The following is a 16,318-nucleotide window of genomic DNA, read 5'->3' as shown; positions in this document are numbered from 1 at the left end:
GAGGATGAATCTTCTGGCCCGCAGGTGGAGATCGGCTGCTGGATACGTCATTTGGCCCAGAACCGTGTTCCAGCGTGGATAGTCTGGCTGGCATGGAAAGAACACTGAAGGTATTCCGGCGTTGGGGCGCCCCTGCGGCGGCCGTGATCTTCTTCGTGCTGTGGTGCGTGGGGGAAGCCGGCCGGATGGGGCCGTGGCCGGGCTTTTATTGGCCAGGTGCTGTCCCGCTGGTCCTGATGACTCTGAGCATCGCCCTCGCGGGCAGGAAACCCTTCGTTTCTCTAGGGCTAACCGGTGGTCTGCTGCTCGGACAACTTGTGCACGTCTTACCGGCGATGGCCGCGAACCATTGGGCCATCTACCTCGGATCGTCCATTTCCTTGGCCTTCATTATGTGGACGGGCACCAAGAAGCAGAGAATTTGGTCGGCTGCGGTCAATGTCCTCTTTGCAGCAGTCATGACTTTCATGATGATTTCCTGGCGGTACGGCGGCGGCGTGGGATGGTTCATGCCGCTCTATTCAGGCGATGCTTCTGCACTGCGGATCTACGGTTGGCAATTGCTCAGCACCCTGATGCTCATAGCGGCAGCCTGCGGCACGTTGGGCATTCTGGTGGCCCTGTATGAGGACCGGCGAACCCTGTCCCAAGCCCAGGCCGTGGCCGAAGCGAGCCTGAAAGAGACGGAAATCGAACTCATCGTGGAGCAGGAGCGCAGCAGGATCGCGCGGGACCTCCACGATGTGTTGGCTCATTCCTTAGCGGTTATTACTGCCCAAGCTGATGGGACGCGTTACCTCAGCCAAAACCAACCCAAGGTGGTACTTGAAGCACTGGAAAACATTGCTGGATCGGCAAGACACGCCTTGGTGGACGCGCAGCGGGTTATAGAAGGAGTAAGGGGAGATGGCCTGGTTGCCCCTCAACCGCGACTGGATGACTTGGCGGCATTGATCGATCAGATGCGTCGCGGCAGCTTGAAGATCGAGCGTAGCGAATCGGGCCAGACCGTGGAACTTGGTGCTGGGCAGGAACTTGCTGTCTTCCGGATCATTCAGGAATGCCTCACGAACGCGCTCAAGCATTCCGGTACCGGGACGGCAGTTCGCCTGCATCTGGATTGGAGCGGGCCAGGCTTGACCCTGCACGCTGCTTCCCTGCTCACGGCGTCCGCTCCATTGGGGGAAGCGGACGCCGGAGAGCCGGTTGAGCGAGTCGGTCGCGGCATTCCCGGGATGCGTGAACGGGCACACCTCGCCGGCGGTTGGCTGACCGCCGGACCTGATGGCGAACATTTCCGAGTCACTGCTTTCATCCCTTACGGGACACGCCATGGAATCTCGGCGCAGGAAGCGTCAGAGACGGAATCCGACATCAAAGTTCTCGAACCCGCAGGCGTCCTTGCTGTTCCGGAGGCCGCTGAGCGTGGCTGACTCGTCCGCACTTATTACCGTCGCCTTGGTGGACGACCAACCCCTCTTTCGCGCTGGAATCCGAATGCTGGTGGAGAGCCAACCCGACATGACGTTGGCTTGGGAAGCGTCTGATGGCAAACAAGCCGTGGAATGCGCAGCCGAACAGCCGCCGGACGTCATCCTCATGGATCTGCGGATGCCGGAAATGGACGGCGTCACCGCAACCCGCCTGATCATCGAGTTGGCGCAGCAGCGGGGATCCTACCAACCCAAGATCATTGCGTTGACCACCTTTAACCGTGATCACGCTGTCGTGGAGGCCGTTCAGGCAGGCGCAAGTGGGTACCTGCTCAAGAGCGCTGAGCCGGAGTTTCTGTTGGCCGCCATTCGCACAGTCCATTCCGGCTATTCCGTGATCGCTCCCGGCTCTGTCCACGATCTCTTCCAGCATGCCGCCCGGACGGTGCAGGTTGCGGGCCCCAATCTCTCTGTTTTGGAACCATTATCGGCTCGGGAGAGGGATGTTTTCCTGCTCGCGGCAAAGGGTTTGGGCAATGGCGAGATGGCGGAGAGCTTGTTTGTCTCCGAAGCTACTGTGAAGAGCCATCTGCGAAGCGTGCTGACGAAGCTTGGCGTCCGGACGCGTCTCCAGTTAGTGGCGTTCGCCTATGAAAACAGGTTGCTCGGCTAACATGCGCGAGGATCACCGAGATGGCACTTAAGACCAATCGCAGGCCCAAACATTGGGGTCAAATGCCAACTCGGCGCGGAAAAATAACGGCGACCGTCCCCACTAAGGGGCCGACCGCCGTCGTTCGTTGAGCCGACGTCCGCGACGTTACATCCTCCGCCGTGCCGTCGTTGTCTCGTCCATGGCATCCCTGCCCAGCCAAGCACCCAGACCGATCATGGCCACGCCAAGAACAAAGTGCAGCCAGTTGTCAGCGGTGTTGAACGGAACAAAGTTGGCGCCCGTTTCCTGGTTGATGATCAGGCCGTAGATCCAAAGAACGAGATATACGGCGCCGCCACCAATGAGGAAGAGGCGAGCCATGCGTCCTGTCCTGGCCATGGCCAAACCGGCCACGCCAAACAGCAGGTGGACGATGTTGTGGAGAATGGATACTTGGAACACTCCAAGCAGCATGGCGCCGGATTCATGTCCCGCGAAGGTCATGGCGCCGTAATTGGTGGTGATACCCGGGATAAAGCCCAGGACGCCTACCAGCAGAAAAACAATGCCAACGCCCATGGCGGTGTTGTGAAGCGACAACCCCATCGCATGATGGTGTTCGGTGGGGTGCGAAGCGGTGGTCATGAAGTCCTCCCTTTCACGCTGTTACACGGCTCTTCTCATGGAGAACCGTCCCGCGGCAAGGGGTGTCGGAAAACCTTGCCGACGCCGCCATAATACTCCTGAAATGCCTCCGATAGCAGGGGAATGGCCACTTGGTGCCAGTTAGCATGGGTTCATGAGCCAGGCTCCCAACGGCGACTTCCAATCGGTCTTCCATGACACCCGGGATCTCACTCCCTTCCGCGAAGGATACGTGCGCACAACGGTCCGCGGATTGGCCGACGGCGTAGGTGAGGTGCTCTCCGGTGTCCTGAGTGGCAGGGATCCTGCCCGACTTTCTGTGCTGGGCGATGTCCCACGGTTGAAGCGCCTGTCCACCAAGCAGGCCAAGGCAGTGCATGAGGCTGTTTTCACCGCAACGGAGCCTGATCGGCTCATCTCCCTGGGCCGCCTCTACCCTGGGTGGGCGGGCCTGTGCTACGTGATGGCGGGACTATTGGCGTACAAACACGGCGGCTACCTGCGGGCATCGGAGTTGTTGCGGCGCGGCTTAACAACAAGGATCGACGACGACGCGAGCCAGTTCTCGGCCATCTACCTGGGGCAGGTAGTCACCAGGGTTGAGGTGGCCGAACGCATTGAAGTCCCGGTTTTGTTCAGCGAGGAGTCTGTGTTCCTGGCGCTCGCGCATTGCCTTCGGGAGATGGGGATGGTCGAGTCGGCGTTGGAAGCAGTGGTGGGTTTGCCGCCGTCGTTGCCTTCAGCCCTGGCGCGCTGCACCGCAGCGTTTGCGCTGGGCCGGCACCGCGACGTGGTGATGTGCACGGAGGGTTTGTTGAATACGGATGACCTCTCGGCAGCCTTGCTTCTGATCCGGGCTCGATCGCAGCGGGCGCGTGGCGATTTTGAATCGGCCCAGTCAGCGCTCAAAGAGGTCCTTCGCCGGAGGAAGACCAGCCTGGCATTGCGCAATGATGCCCTCACGGACCGCGCCCTTCTAGCGTTGGACCAGGGGCGGCGGACGCTGACTCCACGTTCCAAACGACCTGCCCCGCCGGCAGAGCTGGAGACTCTGGAAGTGATCCGGAAGGACGCAGAGATGCGTCGTTTGTGGGAGAACGACTTCAGGCAGCTCAGCGGGGAATAAGTCATTGTGCAGACGCTGATGCAAGCGTAATCTTGTAATCAACCAAGTGATTGATAAAGCATTTGGTTGACAAAGAAAGGTTGCGCAGGGTTATGGATCCAGACGCTCTGGACAAGGCGTTCATGGCCCTTGCTGATCCCGTCAGACGGGGAATCGTTGCCCGGCTGGCACGGGGAGAGGCAACGGTCAACGAACTGGCAGAGCCCTTCGCGATCACCAAGCAGGCCGTTTCAAAACACATCCAAGTCCTGGAGCATGCAGGGTTGGTGACCCGCTCCCGCGACGCCCAACGCAGGCCAGTGCACCTGGACGCAGCCGCCCTCGAAGAGCTGACGGCATGGATAGACCAATATCGACTGATCGCCGAGCGTCGCTACCGGCTACTCGACGAGCTCCTGATCGAATCCGGCCCCGGGGTCCCCCAGGGGTCACAACAAAAAGAAGAAGAGGAATTGAAATGAGCAATCCAACGGCGATTACTGCTGATGACGGCGTTCCGTTCGTAGATACCGTCCGCGAGTTCGATGCACCGGTCAGCGCAGTGTTCAAGGCGCACGTGGACCCCGATCTCCTGGCCAAGTGGCTGGGTCCGCGGGACGCGAAACTGAACGTCACCGAATACAACGCCACCACCGGCGGCAGCTGGCACTACGAAAGTGGCCACGAGGACGCAATGTATGGATTCCGTGGGGTCTTCCACACAGTAGACACCGACGAGCTGATCATCATGACCTTCGAATTCGACGGCGCACCGGGGCAGGTGGGCATCAGCACCACCAGGTTCGAGGAAATCGACGGGCGCACCAGAATCGTCGTCCGCGAGGTCTACCCTTCGGTGGAAGCGCGTGACATGGCGCTAGCCACAGGCATGAATTATGGCGTAATCGAAGGCTACGAGCGACTTGACGAGATTCTTGCCGCTTAGCCCCGCACGACGACAGGAAGGATTTGCTCTGTCAACAGCACTGCTCCCAGCCCAACCATGATGATCCCGCTGGCCAGCGTCACCACGCGCGCGGCGCCCGGACGTGAAGCGAGCAGCTTCCGCGAGGTCAACGCCACCCCGGTGTACACCAGGCCGGCGAGGATCACGAATGTTAGCCCCAGCAACCCGGACTGAACAGCGACAGGCAGCGCGGCCTCGGGGCTGACGAACTGAGGTACCAGAGCCACAAAGAACAGCAGGCCTTTGGGGTTGATGCCGCTGGTGCCCATGCCTTGGAAGAACGTACGGAGTTGGTTTCCGGACTGCACGACGGCGCCTTCCGCACTAAAGCTGGCCCCTCGCCATGAGCGGATGGTTACGAAGCCGAGCCACAACAGGTAGGCGGCGCCGGCAATCGTGAGCCAGCCAAGCAGGCCCGGGACTCCCGCCAACAAGGCTGCCAGTCCTGCCGTCATCAGCCCGGTGTGAATCACATAGCCGCTGCACAATCCCGCGACAGCAGGCACGAAGCTGCGCTGACGAAGTCCGGCCGAAATCGAATACGCCCAATCCACGCCGGGTGTGCAGGCCAACGAGACTGCGACGAGCATGAAGGCGAGGAACAGCTGTGGGTTCACGATCTCTCCAGGAATGTAGTGGGTAGGAAAACTCTAGGGAAAATCGCCCGATAAGTGTTCCCTGATTTATCCCTGAAACCGGCTATTTTGGTAAGATCATTGCGTGATTGACCATATTGATAGAAGTATTTTGCGCCACCTCCAGGAAGACGGTCGAATGACCGCTACTGCCTTGGCATCGAAGGTGGGATTGACGGTGGCTCCGTGCCATCGAAGACTCCGGGATCTGGAGTCTTCAGGCGTAATCCGGGGCTATCGCGCGGACGTCGATCCAGCTGCCGTAGGACTCGGATTCGAGGCAATCGTATTCGTCACCCTTCGACAGGTGGAGCGCACCATCATGGCGGAGTTCGAGGAACGTGTGACCGCAAGCCCGAACATCGTTGAGGCGCAGCGGCTGTTCGGCTCTCCCGACTATTTGTTGAAGGTCATCGCGGCTGACCTACCTGCCTATCAGCGCTTCTATGACGACGAACTGGCGGCCCTGCCGGCGGTCGAACGTCTCACTTCCACGTTGGTGATGAAGAACCTGAAGACCAACATTGGGCCGCCGGTCTGAGGACTATTCCTTCCAGGCGCTATTCCTTCAGCAGCCCGGTAGTCCGGTAGGGAATCACTTCGCGTAGGAACATGCTGGTGGACGTACGCACGATTCCCGGGCACAGTCTGATTTCCTCGGAGACCCGGTAGAGGTCATCCGGGCTCTTGGCTACCACCCTGATGATGAGGTCGGTATCGCCGGCAGGGGCGTGGCATTCGAGCACCTCAGGGATCTCCCGGAGCGCGGCGATGGCTTCATTGAGGTGGCTTTGGTCGAGTTCGGCGCTCACAGCAGCGGCCACACCTCGCCCAAGTGCCGAGGGCAGCACGCGGCTGCTGTTGGGGCGCAATGCTCCCGACGCCGTCATCCGCTCCAGGCGCGACTGGACCGTGCCGCGCGCCAGGTGCAGTTTCTGGGCAAGGACCATGATGGGAACGCGGGGATCCTCATCAAGGGCGGCGATGATCCTGCGGTCCGTCGTGTCGAGTTCCTGCAAAATGACCACTTCCTGTCTGCAATTTCAACTCTGGTTAGTCAGATCGACCACTCAATGCCACGTCTATTGCACCAACTGTATGCGTACTGCTGAAATGGTGACAACGAAGCAGGGCGAGGCTACCGCCGGATCCCGCAGGCAGCAGGCACCTGGAACACCACCCGGATCCCTGTACAGGTTTCCCGCAAGGAAGCAGCCGCTGATTGACTCTTGTTCACAGCATTGTCATTCTGCACCCGCCGTCCTGACGGGCAGCACAGCAAGAGCCCCTGAGCCACCGGATCGTTGCGGTAGCTGAGGGGCTCTTGTGTTGTGTGCCGACGCATAGGCTTGGACCATGACGTCTGCAGGCCGCTTCGCGCCGAGCCCTTCCGGCGAACTGCATGTAGGCAATCTCCGCACGGCGATCCTCGCTTGGCTCTTCGCTAAATCGACTGGCCGCGACTTCCTGCTGCGTGTTGAGGACCTGGACCGGGCGCGGTCCGGCGCGGAAGCGGAGCAGCTCCGCGACCTGGAGGCCATCGGCGTCAGCTGGGACGCCGCCGTCGTACGTCAGACTGAACGCGGAGCGCTGTATGAGGAAGCGATCAGCCGCCTGACTGCCGAGGGCCGCACCTACGAGTGCTTCTGCACCCGCCGCGAAATCCAGGAAGCGCCCTCGGCGCCGCACTCTCCACAAGGCGCGTATCCGGGTACGTGCCGCAGGCTGTCCGAGGCCGAGCGCGAGATCCGCCGGGCGTCGCGTCCGGCATCGATCCGCCTCCGATCGGACGCCGCTGAGTGGGCTGTTGAGGACCAGTTGCACGGCCGCTACGTGGGTGCGGTGGACGACTTTGTGCTGCGGCGCAACGATGGCGTCACGGCCTACAACCTGGCCGTTGTAGTAGACGATGCCGCCCAAGGAATCGACCAAGTGGTCAGGGGCGACGACCTCCTTCCGTCCACTCCTCGGCAGGTGTACTTGGCCACCCTGTTGGGCTTGCCAGTCCCGGAATATGCCCACGTTCCGCTGGTGGTAAACTACGACGGCGTGAGGCTGGCAAAGCGGGACGGTGCAGTGACGCTGGGCGACCTCGCCGCCGTCGGAGTTTCAGCGGAGCGTGTACGCGACCTCCTCCTTGAGTCGTTGGGATTACCCGCCGGTTCCTTGGAGGATGCCGTGCCGGAGTTCGACCCCCGAAGGCTGCCGAGGGAGCCCTTGGTGTGGAAAACTCCCAGAGCTTGAGTGCGGGCCAAGTAGGCTGTCTGGATGCATTCACAGGTGATCGCCCCAGGTTTCGAGTCCGTAGCCGAGCTGTTCGGTAGTTTCCTCGAACGAGACCCTGAGTATTCTGCCCAAGTGGCGGCGTACCATCGGGGCGTCAAAGTGCTGGATCTCAGCGGTGGGCCTCACATCCGTCCTGATTCAGTCACGGGTGTTTTCTCGTGCTCCAAGGGCATGGCAGGCCTTGTCATAGCTCTGCTGGTTCAAGACGGCGAACTGGATCTCGACGCGGAAGTGGTCAAATATTGGCCGGAGTTCGGTGCCGAAGGAAAGGCCTCCATCACTGTTTCCCAACTCCTTTCGCACCAGGTCGGGCTGTTGGGCGTCGAGGGAGGCGTGAGCCTTGAGGAAGTCAACAATTCCGAACTCGCGGCCGCGAAGCTCGCCAAACTTCCCCCGCTGTGGAAGCCGGGTGCGGCGTTCGGTTATCACGCCCTGACGATCGGCATTTTTATGGAGGAGCTGTGCCGGCGAGTCACGGGTTCCACGGTCCAGGAGGTCTTCGAACATCGCATCCGATCCGTGACGGGTGCCCACTTCTACCTTGGCCTACCGGAGGCTGAGGAAGAACGCTTCGCGCCTTTCCGCTGGGCGGCAGATCCCACGTGGCCCTGGGTGGACCCCGCCAGCCATTTCGGCTTGTCGGCCAACGCTGCAGAGGGCGACATCCTCGATCTTCCGAACATCCGCGAGGTCCGCGCCGCCGGTATGAGCTCGGTAGCGGGCGTTTCCAGCGCTGAGGGCATGGCCAGAATCTACGCTGCTGCAGCGACGGGGTTGGCGACCGGCGGTCAAGCCGTCGCACCCCTCCTGACGGAGGAGACCATTCGCAGGGTTTCCGCTGAGCAGGTGTTCGGGATTGATCGCGTCTTCGGCGAGACCGGCTGCTTTGGCACGGTTTTCATGAAGTCGCACAGCCGGATGCCGTTCGGCAGCTACCGCGCGTTCGGGCACGACGGCGCCAGCGCGTCTTTGGGGTTCGCGGACCCGGCGTATGAACTTGGCTTTGGATACGTTCCGCAACAGGCCGAGCCCGGAGGAATTGGTTGCCACAATCTCCTGCTCAGTTCAGCCGTGCGAGAGGCGATAGCGGGGCTTTCGTAGTCCCGCAGTTGCCCTTTTGGCCACTTTGGCTGCCGGTCAGGAACCAAGGTCTGGCTGTCGTAGGTGGTCACCCGAATACCCGCCGTCACCAGCATGCCAGGGGTGCGGGTCCCTCGAACCTCGCCAAGGCAGCTGCATACGGAGGCGCTGTTCGTCCGGGGAGTTGGCCGGCCCGATGCTGCGGATTGAGGAAAACGGAGGGCTAGGGGCGCTCTTGGAGAATAGTGCTCGCTGTTTCTATGTCTCGAACCCACCCGGAGGTTTCGGTGCATCTCATGTCCACAAGCTCAATGACGCGCTGCAGGTCGTCTCCGAGGTTGCGGCTGAAGATCGGTTCATGGTGTGCGATGCGGTTACGTAGTAGGCGGATGGCTTCCAAGTCACCATAGATTCGCCCCCGCAGTGAAGCGGCCGTCGATAGGGAAGTGTGCGGGAACAGTGACAGAATCGCCGGTTCCCATATGCGCTCGTCATGGCGTGCAGTAAACATCTTCTGCCAAAAAACGAACTTGAGCTCAGCGATGACTTTCCCTGTAGTGGGTTCGTTGTTCCTGGTCGCCACGAGGTCTCGCCGTGGGCTGTAGCCGCGGTTCTGAGATGTACCCGGAAGACTCCCTTCGAACGTACTGTTCCATGGCCAGTCCGGACCGTAAACGGCGGTCAAGACTTCCGAAACAGCATTACGAACGGTAACTTCCGCGAAATGAGCGGGAAGCATCAACGCCGCCGACGCACGGGCGTTCCATCCGTAAAGGTCCAAAGCCACCTTCATGTCTCCTGACGCGGCCTGTAGATAGGTGGACATACGAGGTCCGGAGAGGGACGCGTGTATCGCGGTCTGGGTGGCTGGCTTTGCATAAGACACGTATTGATCCTAGGCTTGGTAATACGAGTCGCGTGCTTCGTGGGCTTAGGCCTCCTCTCGCGGACAAAAGATTAGTGGAAAAGAGCCCGCCTTCCGGCGGGCTCTTTTTCATTTCCTGGCCTTCGGATGGACTCAGCCGCTCTCCATTGGAGTTTGGAGCGGCTCACCCAGTCCTGGGGCGGGTGAGGGGTGTCTTTGAGAGCTGCGCGGCTGGAACTCCGGCGGCCATGCCGGCCCACAAGGTGTCCGTGGTGGCAGCAACAACGTCCTCAACGCTGTTGCCGTCCAACTGCTTGCCTGCCGCAAGGAGCGCGGCGCCGTGCAAGCTCACGAAGCACACCATGGCCAGGGTTTCCGTGTCGCCCGGAGCCAACGCTCCACCATCCTGTGCCTCTGCAATGAGGGAGCGCGCCACATGGATCCCTTGCTCGCCGATGTTCCGCAACTCAGTGCTGGACCCTGGGTGATGCTTGGTGGAGTACATGACGGTCAAGAGTGCCGGGTGGGAGACCGCGAAGTCCACGTAGGCGTTGGCCACGCTGGCAAAGCGCTGACGAAGGTCATCTCCGGCATGGGCAGCCGCGAGTATGCGCTGGTTCATCAGCTCAAAGCCAGCCAACGCCAAGGCGTCGATGAGGGCTTGCTTGTCGCGGAAATGTTTGGCCGGCGCACCGTGGCTGACATTAAGGTCCCGGGCCAATTGCCTCAGGGAGAGTCCGTCGACGCCGGCTTGCTCAATGGTTTCCATAGCGCGCTCCAGTAGCGCCTCGCGCAGCTTGCCATGGTGGTAGGGCTGGTCCGTCATAACTCATAGTCTAGCTGAGAAGTAGTCATTGACAACAATGTAGACACTGCCTACGATGTTGGCATTGACTACTTCGAGTCGAGCCGGTTAAATCCAAAGCCGGCGTTTACAGATTGGAACCGCCATGACCATGACCTATTCCGGTACCACTGCGCTGATCACAGGTGCCAGCTCCGGGCTTGGCGCTGAATTCGCAAGCCGCTTTGCTGCCCGAGGCTCCAACCTTGTCCTGGTGGCCCGCCGCGCAGACCGTCTTGAAGACTTGGCCAAGCAATTGCGGGGCGAGCACGGCATAGCCGTCGCCGTGCTTCCCATGGACCTTGGCCGGGCCGGTGTCGGCAAGGAACTCGTAGATGAAATGGCCAAGCGTGGAATCACAGTGGACACCCTCATCAACAACGCAGGCTTCGGAACCCGGGCTCCGTTGGTGGAGGAAGACCCGGAAGTCATCGCTTCCGAGATCGCACTCAATGTGGCTGCCTTGGTGGATATCACCCGGGCCTTCCTGCCGGGCATGCTCTCCTCGGGCAAGGGTGCGCTGGTGAATGTCGCCAGCACCGCCGCGTTCCAGCCGATCCCTGGCATGGCCGTCTACGGGGCAACCAAGGCGTTCGTCCTCAGCTTCACCGAGGCCGTTGCCCACGAGGCCAAGAGCTCCGGACTTCGTGTGCTTGCCCTCTGCCCGGGCGCCACCCGCACCGAGTTCTTCGATGTCCTCGGCAGCGAATCCGCGGCAGTCGGGCGGATGCAAACCTCAGCGCAGGTTGTGCAAACAGCGCTCAAGGCGCTGGACCGGCCCGGAACGCCGGCAAGTGTTGTGTCCGGCTGGGCCAACCGCATCGCCGCCGGTCTCGCGCAGCGAGTGCCGAGGGCGCTCGCGGTAGGCATCGCTGCCCGTGCTGTTCAGGAGTAGTCGCTGTTCAGGAGTTGAGTAGTACCAGGGCAGGAGTAGTCCCTGTTCAGGAGTGGTGCTGTACCCGAGTAGGTGCTGCGCGGGACTTTGCGGCTAGCCTGAAGAAAGGTCCGATCCCTGTTCGGGGCCTACATCAATCCGGAGGCCAGCATGACCGAACCACGCTTCACCGTTGAGACCGCGAAGATACTCGCCGAGGTGGCCCACAACCGCCAAAAGGACAAGCTCAAGCGTCCTTATCGGGAGCATGTCCTGGCGGTGGGGGACGCGCTAGCGGACTTTGACGAGGACATCCAGATTGCGGGCTACCTTCACGATATCGCCGAGGATACGCCCATCACACGGCAAGCCTTGTTGGATATGGGGGTCTCCGAGCGCGCCCTTGCCATCATTGAACGTGTCACACGCCGCTTCCACGACGACCCCGACGATTATGAAGCAGGGATCCGGTTTGTGGCCGAGGATCACGATGCCACCTTGGTCAAAATTGCCGATAATGCCCACAACTCCCTTCCGGAACGAGTCCAGGCGCTGGCAGAGAAATGGCCCGACAAGCCGCCCATGACCCGCTACGCCGACGCCCGTCCGGTGCTCTATACGGCCGTGCCGCGGGAAGAAGTGGAGTTGATCCTGCAGAGGGTAAACCCGTATCTACTTCCGGAGCTCGACGACATCGTTCCTGAGTAAGCCTGCCCTGAGCAGCCACGACGGGTCAGCCCTCCAGCAGGCGCCGACGATGCTTGAGCTCCTTGGTCCACTCCCTGGTTTGCCTCGCTCCGAACGGTGAGGCGCCGCCGTCGAGGTCGCTGATCAAGGAGCCGGTTGCCTTGAGGGCGATGTCCACTGAATGCTGGGCCGCCCGTTCAGTCAGCCCAAGCTTCGCGGCCCAGGCGAGGAAGTGCTTGCGTGAGATGCCGGTCTTCTTCCCGCCGACGGCCAAAGCCAGCGTCTTGTCGCCGTAGACCACTGTGGAGGGAATGTCGTAGACCGGGGCGATGGTGAATTCGCGGACGCCAAGAACTCCAGGCGCCTCCACCATGGAAACGTTCTTGGCGTGCAGGTCCCCGTTCCCCGTCAGCCAGGCAAACGCGAGTTGGATGACCAGATTGCGCACTGCTGGAAGGCGTGCAGGGCAATGCCCGGCCAGCGCTGAACAGACTTCGCTGAACGGAACGCTGTATTTGTCCGCCGGGTACAGCCCCAGGATTTGGGCGCCGTCCTCCACCGCCAGCCGCAGAGGCGAGCCGTCGGGGGCGGTGACCCGGTCAAAACGCTCCACCAGAAGCCCCACCCGGCCGCCGACGTCGTGCACCAACTGCACATGGCTCACCGGAATTCGCAGCCGTCGCGCATAACGGAACATCAGGAACTCGTTTTCCACCACTGATGGGAACTCCGGAGCGTTGAGCTTAAGGATGTAGCGCTTGCCCGCCTGCGCCACGGGGAGTGAAATCATTCCGGCAGATAACTTGTCCTGCACACCCGCCAACGCTACGGGATCGATCAATCCGGAATCGCCCAGTAACGCATCAAAGTCCAGGGGCAGTTTTGAGTCAAGCACGACGGCGGCGCCCCCTTCCGCCAGCGCCTCGCCGTGCGGGACCGTCTGGACATCGCCCACTGCGTCGCCGCCCGCCGCCATGAGGAGGGCGAGTTCGTCGTCCGCGCTCGCCTTGACGCTGCGTCGTAGCGAGTTGAGCCGCCGGCCCTCAGGCAGCAGGCCGGTGAAGTAGGGCGGTACTGCACCGCTGGGCGTGAAAACGGGCTCGGGACTCACGGGGAGTGTCGTTGCCACGGCGGGTAGGCCGGCGTCGAGGTACCGCTGGAGGTAGCTGAACTTGGTGCCGCCCTCATGGCGTTCGAGGCGCGCCGCGAGGATGCCCTGCTTGTAGACGTCGGCGATGCGGTGGAAGGTCATGGTGCTGACTCAGAAGCTATCTCAGAAGCCGTGGGCAGGCCAGCTTGACGGAGGGAAAGTTCCAGGCCGAGGGTGTCGAGTACGGCCAAAAGTGGCTCAAGCTGGACTGTGCTCTTGCCTGTTTCCACGAATCGGACGAACCGCTCCGAGACACCTGCGAGATCGGCGAGGTCCTGTTGGCTCAGGCTCAACGAGGCACGGCGGGCGCGTACTTCAGAACCCAAAGTTGCCATAAGGTTGGTGGCTGCCACGCGGTCCTCCCTTGGTAGGAATCGGTACGAACGTGCCGATTCCTTAGTTTGCTCCCTATGCAAAGCCAAATCAAGGGCATTTACGATGAGAACCGGCACGAACGTACCGGCCCAGTAGCGCACCTTAGCCCGCCGCCGCCTCCAGTCGACGCAACGCTGCTGCCCGGCCCTTGTGTCCCTGGCGTTCATCGAAAACGATCGAGAGGCCGAGCACCACCATCATTTCCAGCATGCACACAGGCACGGATGCGCCCGCGGCCGCCATTGCGATACTCGTGGCGAGGCCAAGCACTACCGAAGTAGTGCCCCAAAGGTGGCTGCGCTCCAGCCCAAGCATGATGCCGTAAAGGGTGCTGAGCGAGACCTTGAACAGGATGACCGGGATGGCGATCGAGGCAACTGCGGCGGCCGCCGGGATGTGGGCTTCATCATCAATGAAGTAGGCGGCAACGTGAAGTCCGGCGCCGGTGGCGGCGATGGCTGCGAAAAGGGGAAGGTGCCCGTATCCGAATATCCATGAGCGGTGCCGTTGCACGTGGAGGGCCGGGCCCGAGGGCAGGATGAAGTAAATCCACCACAGGGCAAAGGCCAGCCCTGTCCCGCTCAAACCAACCAGCGCAGCATCCAACGTCCAGCCGTGGAGGGCAACGATCGCGCGCAGCGTTTCAATCGCGCCGATCAAACATTCGCCCAACGCAATGATGGCCAGGAGCCCGTAGCGTTCTGCGATGTGATGGGCGTGCCACGGGGTGCGGATGTTCCGTTCCGCGAAGTATGGCGCCGCCATCTCCAGGATGAACAACGGGGCTGCCATGAGGAAGGTGGTGGCCACGCTCGCGTCGATCAAGAGGACCCCCACCCAGCCGACTTGCACCACTGCAACGTACTTTGCATACCGCAAGCACGTTTCACGGCGTGCAGGGTCCTGGCGGGCAGCGCGCAGCCACTGGAAGATCAGCGCCACTCGCATGATGATGTAGCCGAGCACCATAGCCACGTTGTCCACGTGCTTGCCTTCGATGATCGAGTGGAACAACGGCTCTATGCCCATGGCCAGGATGAGTACTCCCACCATTTGGACCATGGTGACCACGCGGAACACCCAGTCGTCGGTGTCATAGGCGCTGGCGAACCACGTGAAATTGATCCAGGCCCAGATAGTTGCGAACATGGCGAACGCGAATGCCAGGAGCCCCGGCCAGAAATGTGCCTCCGCCACAGCATGGGCGAATTGGCTACCGGCGACGCCGAAGGCAATGACAAACGTCAGGTCGAAGAACAGCTCCAGCGGGGTGGCCGTGCGATGCTTCTCGTGAGGATCGCGGCCGCCCATCCGGGACAGCGCGTGGCGCAGGGGATTTGTGGACATGGGTCAAAGATTACCGGTGCACCTGGTCCCGCGGATGGAACCCTTACACGCGGCCCAGCACATCGATGTCTTCGAGGAACTCCTGGTACACCTCGTCACTCACGGTCGTCCGGGTATCGGCGATGGCGTCGAGGTAGTCCTGCGTGACCGGGCCCTTCCGTCCGTTCGACGAGACTGTGGACGACGCACCCGAAGTAGGTGCGTCGTCGTACACTGCTTTTTCCAAGGCACGCTGGGAGGCGCTGCGTGCCGCGAACTCGATGTCCGCCGGCGAGAAGCCCTGGGTGCGCTCCACCAACTGGGCGATGTCGACGTCGTCCACCACGGTGGCGGGGATGAACCGCTGCCACATTGCCTCGCGGGCGTGGACGTCCGGCAGGCCGATGGGGATGACGTAATCGAACCGGCCATGGCGCAGGAAAGCTGTGTCCAGGGCGCGGATGAAGTTGGTGGCGCAGACCAGGAGACGTCCGGGCTGTTCGCGGAATGCCGGGATGATCTTAAGGAGTTCGTTGGTGACGCCCTGCAGCGGCGACGGCGGATCGCCCGCCCGCTGCGAGGCGATCTCTTCCACTTCGTCGATGAACACCACGGCGTGTTCAAGCTCGGCGATTTCCAGGAACGTCTCCCGCAGAGCCCCGGCCAGTCCCTTGGGGTCAGACGCAAGCCGTGACGGGAACACCTCCACGAATGGCCACTCCAGCCGCGACGCGATGGCCTTGGCGAAGGTGGTCTTGCCGGTGCCCGGAGGACCAAAAAGCACGACGGCGCGCGGCGGCACCACGCCGTACTCGTCGGCGAGGTCGGCCTCAGCCAGCGGGAGAACCAGACGGCGTTCCAAGAGTTCCTTCTCGCGCTTCATGCCCGCCACGTTTTCCCACAGGTCACGGGCCAGGATCCGACCACCCAGCAGGCTCAGTGGCTCCAGCTCCTGGCGTTGCACAGGGATGGTCCGCTCGAAGTACCGCAGGTTTTTCTTCACCACGAAGCCGCGGCCCAGGAACGCTTCCACGCGTGTCTCGGTTTCCGGCATGAGCGCGGACAGCTTGTTGAGTCCGTGCGGAGCCATGCGGTTCTCGACGGCGGACAGCAGAGAAGTGCCAATGCCCCTGCCGCGGAACTCTGTCAGTGTCGCGAGGAAAACGACCCAGCCTTGGTCATGGGCCGCACGCCCAACGGCGGCGCCAACTACTTGGTCGCCCTGGACCGCCACCACTGCGTGGTCCTTTTCGCACGAGGCAAGGACCTCAGAGAGTGCGTACACGGGCTCTACACCATCAGCCTTGAGTGACTCCCAGAGGTGCAGGATGCCGTCAAGATCGGACGAATGGAAGTCCCTGATACGCCAGTTGGTCATGGGGTTTCTCCTG

Annotated in this window: 19 protein-coding genes; 10 read left to right on the top strand and 9 right to left on the bottom strand. The window is 61.7% G+C overall.

Annotated features, from left to right (window positions below; translation table 11 throughout):
• Nucleotides 1-92 precede the first annotated feature (92 nt).
• Both VUN82_23060 and VUN82_23055 read left to right on the top strand, forming a co-directional pair.
• Entirely contained in the window at nt 93-1,433 is a 1,341-nt protein-coding gene (locus VUN82_23060) for a histidine kinase (GenBank protein ID XAS71915.1), read from the top strand.
• Nucleotides 1,426-2,106: a response regulator transcription factor gene (locus VUN82_23055; GenBank protein ID XAS71914.1), complete on the top strand. Its 681-nt coding sequence runs from the start codon at nt 1,426-1,428 to the stop codon at nt 2,104-2,106. Before VUN82_23060 ends, VUN82_23055 begins: the two co-directional genes overlap by 8 nt.
• Nucleotides 2,107-2,253: 147 nt before the next feature.
• On the opposite strand, the gene VUN82_23050 is transcribed toward VUN82_23055, so the two are convergent.
• Nucleotides 2,254-2,733, bottom strand: a complete 480-nt coding sequence (locus VUN82_23050; protein XAS71913.1) for a DUF4383 domain-containing protein — start codon at nt 2,731-2,733, stop codon at nt 2,254-2,256.
• Nucleotides 2,734-2,887: 154 nt separating this feature from the next.
• Between VUN82_23050 and VUN82_23045 the strand changes: the two genes are divergently transcribed.
• The 3 genes from VUN82_23045 to VUN82_23035 all read left to right on the top strand — a co-directional run bounded on the left by VUN82_23045 (nt 2,888) and on the right by VUN82_23035 (nt 4,784).
• Entirely contained in the window at nt 2,888-3,859 is a 972-nt protein-coding gene (locus VUN82_23045) for a hypothetical protein (GenBank protein XAS71912.1), read from the top strand.
• A gap of 92 nt (nt 3,860-3,951) precedes the next feature.
• Nucleotides 3,952-4,320 (top strand): metalloregulator ArsR/SmtB family transcription factor, encoded by a 369-nt coding sequence (locus tag VUN82_23040; protein ID XAS71911.1) that lies wholly within the window; start codon nt 3,952-3,954, stop codon nt 4,318-4,320.
• A complete protein-coding gene (locus VUN82_23035) occupies nt 4,317-4,784 on the top strand; it encodes an SRPBCC family protein (protein XAS71910.1) in 468 nt (155 codons plus the stop codon). The genes VUN82_23040 and VUN82_23035 overlap by 4 nt, the downstream gene beginning before the upstream one ends.
• Here VUN82_23035 and VUN82_23030 read toward each other — a convergent pair.
• A complete protein-coding gene (locus VUN82_23030; protein ID XAS71909.1) occupies nt 4,781-5,422 on the bottom strand; it encodes a LysE family translocator in 642 nt (213 codons plus the stop codon). The genes VUN82_23035 and VUN82_23030 overlap by 4 nt on opposite strands.
• A gap of 103 nt (nt 5,423-5,525) precedes the next feature.
• Here VUN82_23030 and VUN82_23025 point away from each other — a divergent pair, with 103 nt between their 5' ends.
• Nucleotides 5,526-5,981 carry an Lrp/AsnC family transcriptional regulator gene (locus VUN82_23025; GenBank protein XAS71908.1) on the top strand — a complete coding sequence of 152 codons (456 nt, stop codon included), beginning with the start codon at nt 5,526-5,528 and terminating at the stop codon, nt 5,979-5,981.
• A 19-nt stretch (nt 5,982-6,000) separates the two neighbouring features.
• Here VUN82_23025 and VUN82_23020 read toward each other — a convergent pair whose 3' ends face one another.
• A complete protein-coding gene (locus VUN82_23020; protein ID XAS74777.1) occupies nt 6,001-6,459 on the bottom strand; it encodes an Lrp/AsnC family transcriptional regulator in 459 nt (152 codons plus the stop codon).
• Nucleotides 6,460-6,796: 337 nt separating this feature from the next.
• Here VUN82_23020 and gluQRS point away from each other — a divergent pair, with 337 nt between their 5' ends.
• Both gluQRS and VUN82_23010 read left to right on the top strand, forming a co-directional pair.
• Nucleotides 6,797-7,684 carry a tRNA glutamyl-Q(34) synthetase GluQRS gene (gene gluQRS, locus VUN82_23015; GenBank protein ID XAS71907.1) on the top strand — a complete coding sequence of 296 codons (888 nt, stop codon included), beginning with the start codon at nt 6,797-6,799 and terminating at the stop codon, nt 7,682-7,684.
• 24 nt (nt 7,685-7,708) lie between these two features.
• A complete protein-coding gene (locus VUN82_23010) occupies nt 7,709-8,827 on the top strand; it encodes a serine hydrolase domain-containing protein (GenBank protein XAS71906.1) in 1,119 nt (372 codons plus the stop codon).
• Nucleotides 8,828-9,029: 202 nt separating this feature from the next.
• Here the strand turns inward: VUN82_23010 and VUN82_23005 are convergent, their stop codons facing one another.
• Nucleotides 9,030-9,692 carry a hypothetical protein gene (locus VUN82_23005; GenBank protein XAS71905.1) on the bottom strand — a complete coding sequence of 221 codons (663 nt, stop codon included), beginning with the start codon at nt 9,690-9,692 and terminating at the stop codon, nt 9,030-9,032.
• A 163-nt stretch (nt 9,693-9,855) separates the two neighbouring features.
• Entirely contained in the window at nt 9,856-10,497 is a 642-nt protein-coding gene (locus tag VUN82_23000) for a WHG domain-containing protein (GenBank protein XAS71904.1), read from the bottom strand.
• A gap of 124 nt (nt 10,498-10,621) precedes the next feature.
• Here VUN82_23000 and VUN82_22995 point away from each other — a divergent pair, with 124 nt between their 5' ends.
• Entirely contained in the window at nt 10,622-11,410 is a 789-nt protein-coding gene (locus tag VUN82_22995) for an SDR family oxidoreductase (protein ID XAS71903.1), read from the top strand.
• Between the two features lie 150 nt (nt 11,411-11,560).
• Nucleotides 11,561-12,097 (top strand): phosphohydrolase, encoded by a 537-nt coding sequence (locus VUN82_22990; GenBank protein ID XAS71902.1) that lies wholly within the window; start codon nt 11,561-11,563, stop codon nt 12,095-12,097.
• A gap of 25 nt (nt 12,098-12,122) precedes the next feature.
• Here the strand turns inward: VUN82_22990 and VUN82_22985 are convergent, their stop codons facing one another.
• The 4 genes from VUN82_22985 to VUN82_22970 all read right to left on the bottom strand — a co-directional run bounded on the left by VUN82_22985 (nt 12,123) and on the right by VUN82_22970 (nt 16,305).
• A complete protein-coding gene (locus VUN82_22985) occupies nt 12,123-13,328 on the bottom strand; it encodes a HipA domain-containing protein (GenBank protein ID XAS71901.1) in 1,206 nt (401 codons plus the stop codon).
• Nucleotides 13,325-13,579, bottom strand: coding sequence for a helix-turn-helix transcriptional regulator (locus VUN82_22980; GenBank protein ID XAS71900.1), 255 nt, complete (start codon nt 13,577-13,579; stop codon nt 13,325-13,327). Before VUN82_22980 ends, VUN82_22985 begins: the two co-directional genes overlap by 4 nt.
• Before the next feature lie 124 nt (nt 13,580-13,703).
• On the bottom strand, nt 13,704-14,948 hold the full coding sequence (locus VUN82_22975) for a low temperature requirement protein A (protein XAS71899.1): 1,245 nt from the start codon (nt 14,946-14,948) through the stop codon (nt 13,704-13,706).
• Between the two features lie 43 nt (nt 14,949-14,991).
• On the bottom strand, nt 14,992-16,305 hold the full coding sequence (locus VUN82_22970; protein XAS71898.1) for a GNAT family N-acetyltransferase: 1,314 nt from the start codon (nt 16,303-16,305) through the stop codon (nt 14,992-14,994).
• Nucleotides 16,306-16,318 lie beyond the last annotated feature (13 nt).

Source organism: Micrococcaceae bacterium Sec5.1 (genome assembly GCA_039636795.1).
In the GTDB taxonomy this organism is placed as follows: Bacteria; Actinomycetota; Actinomycetes; order Actinomycetales; family Micrococcaceae; genus Arthrobacter.
Note: the sequence above shows the minus strand (reverse complement) of the source record. Positions and strands in the feature narration are given on the sequence as shown.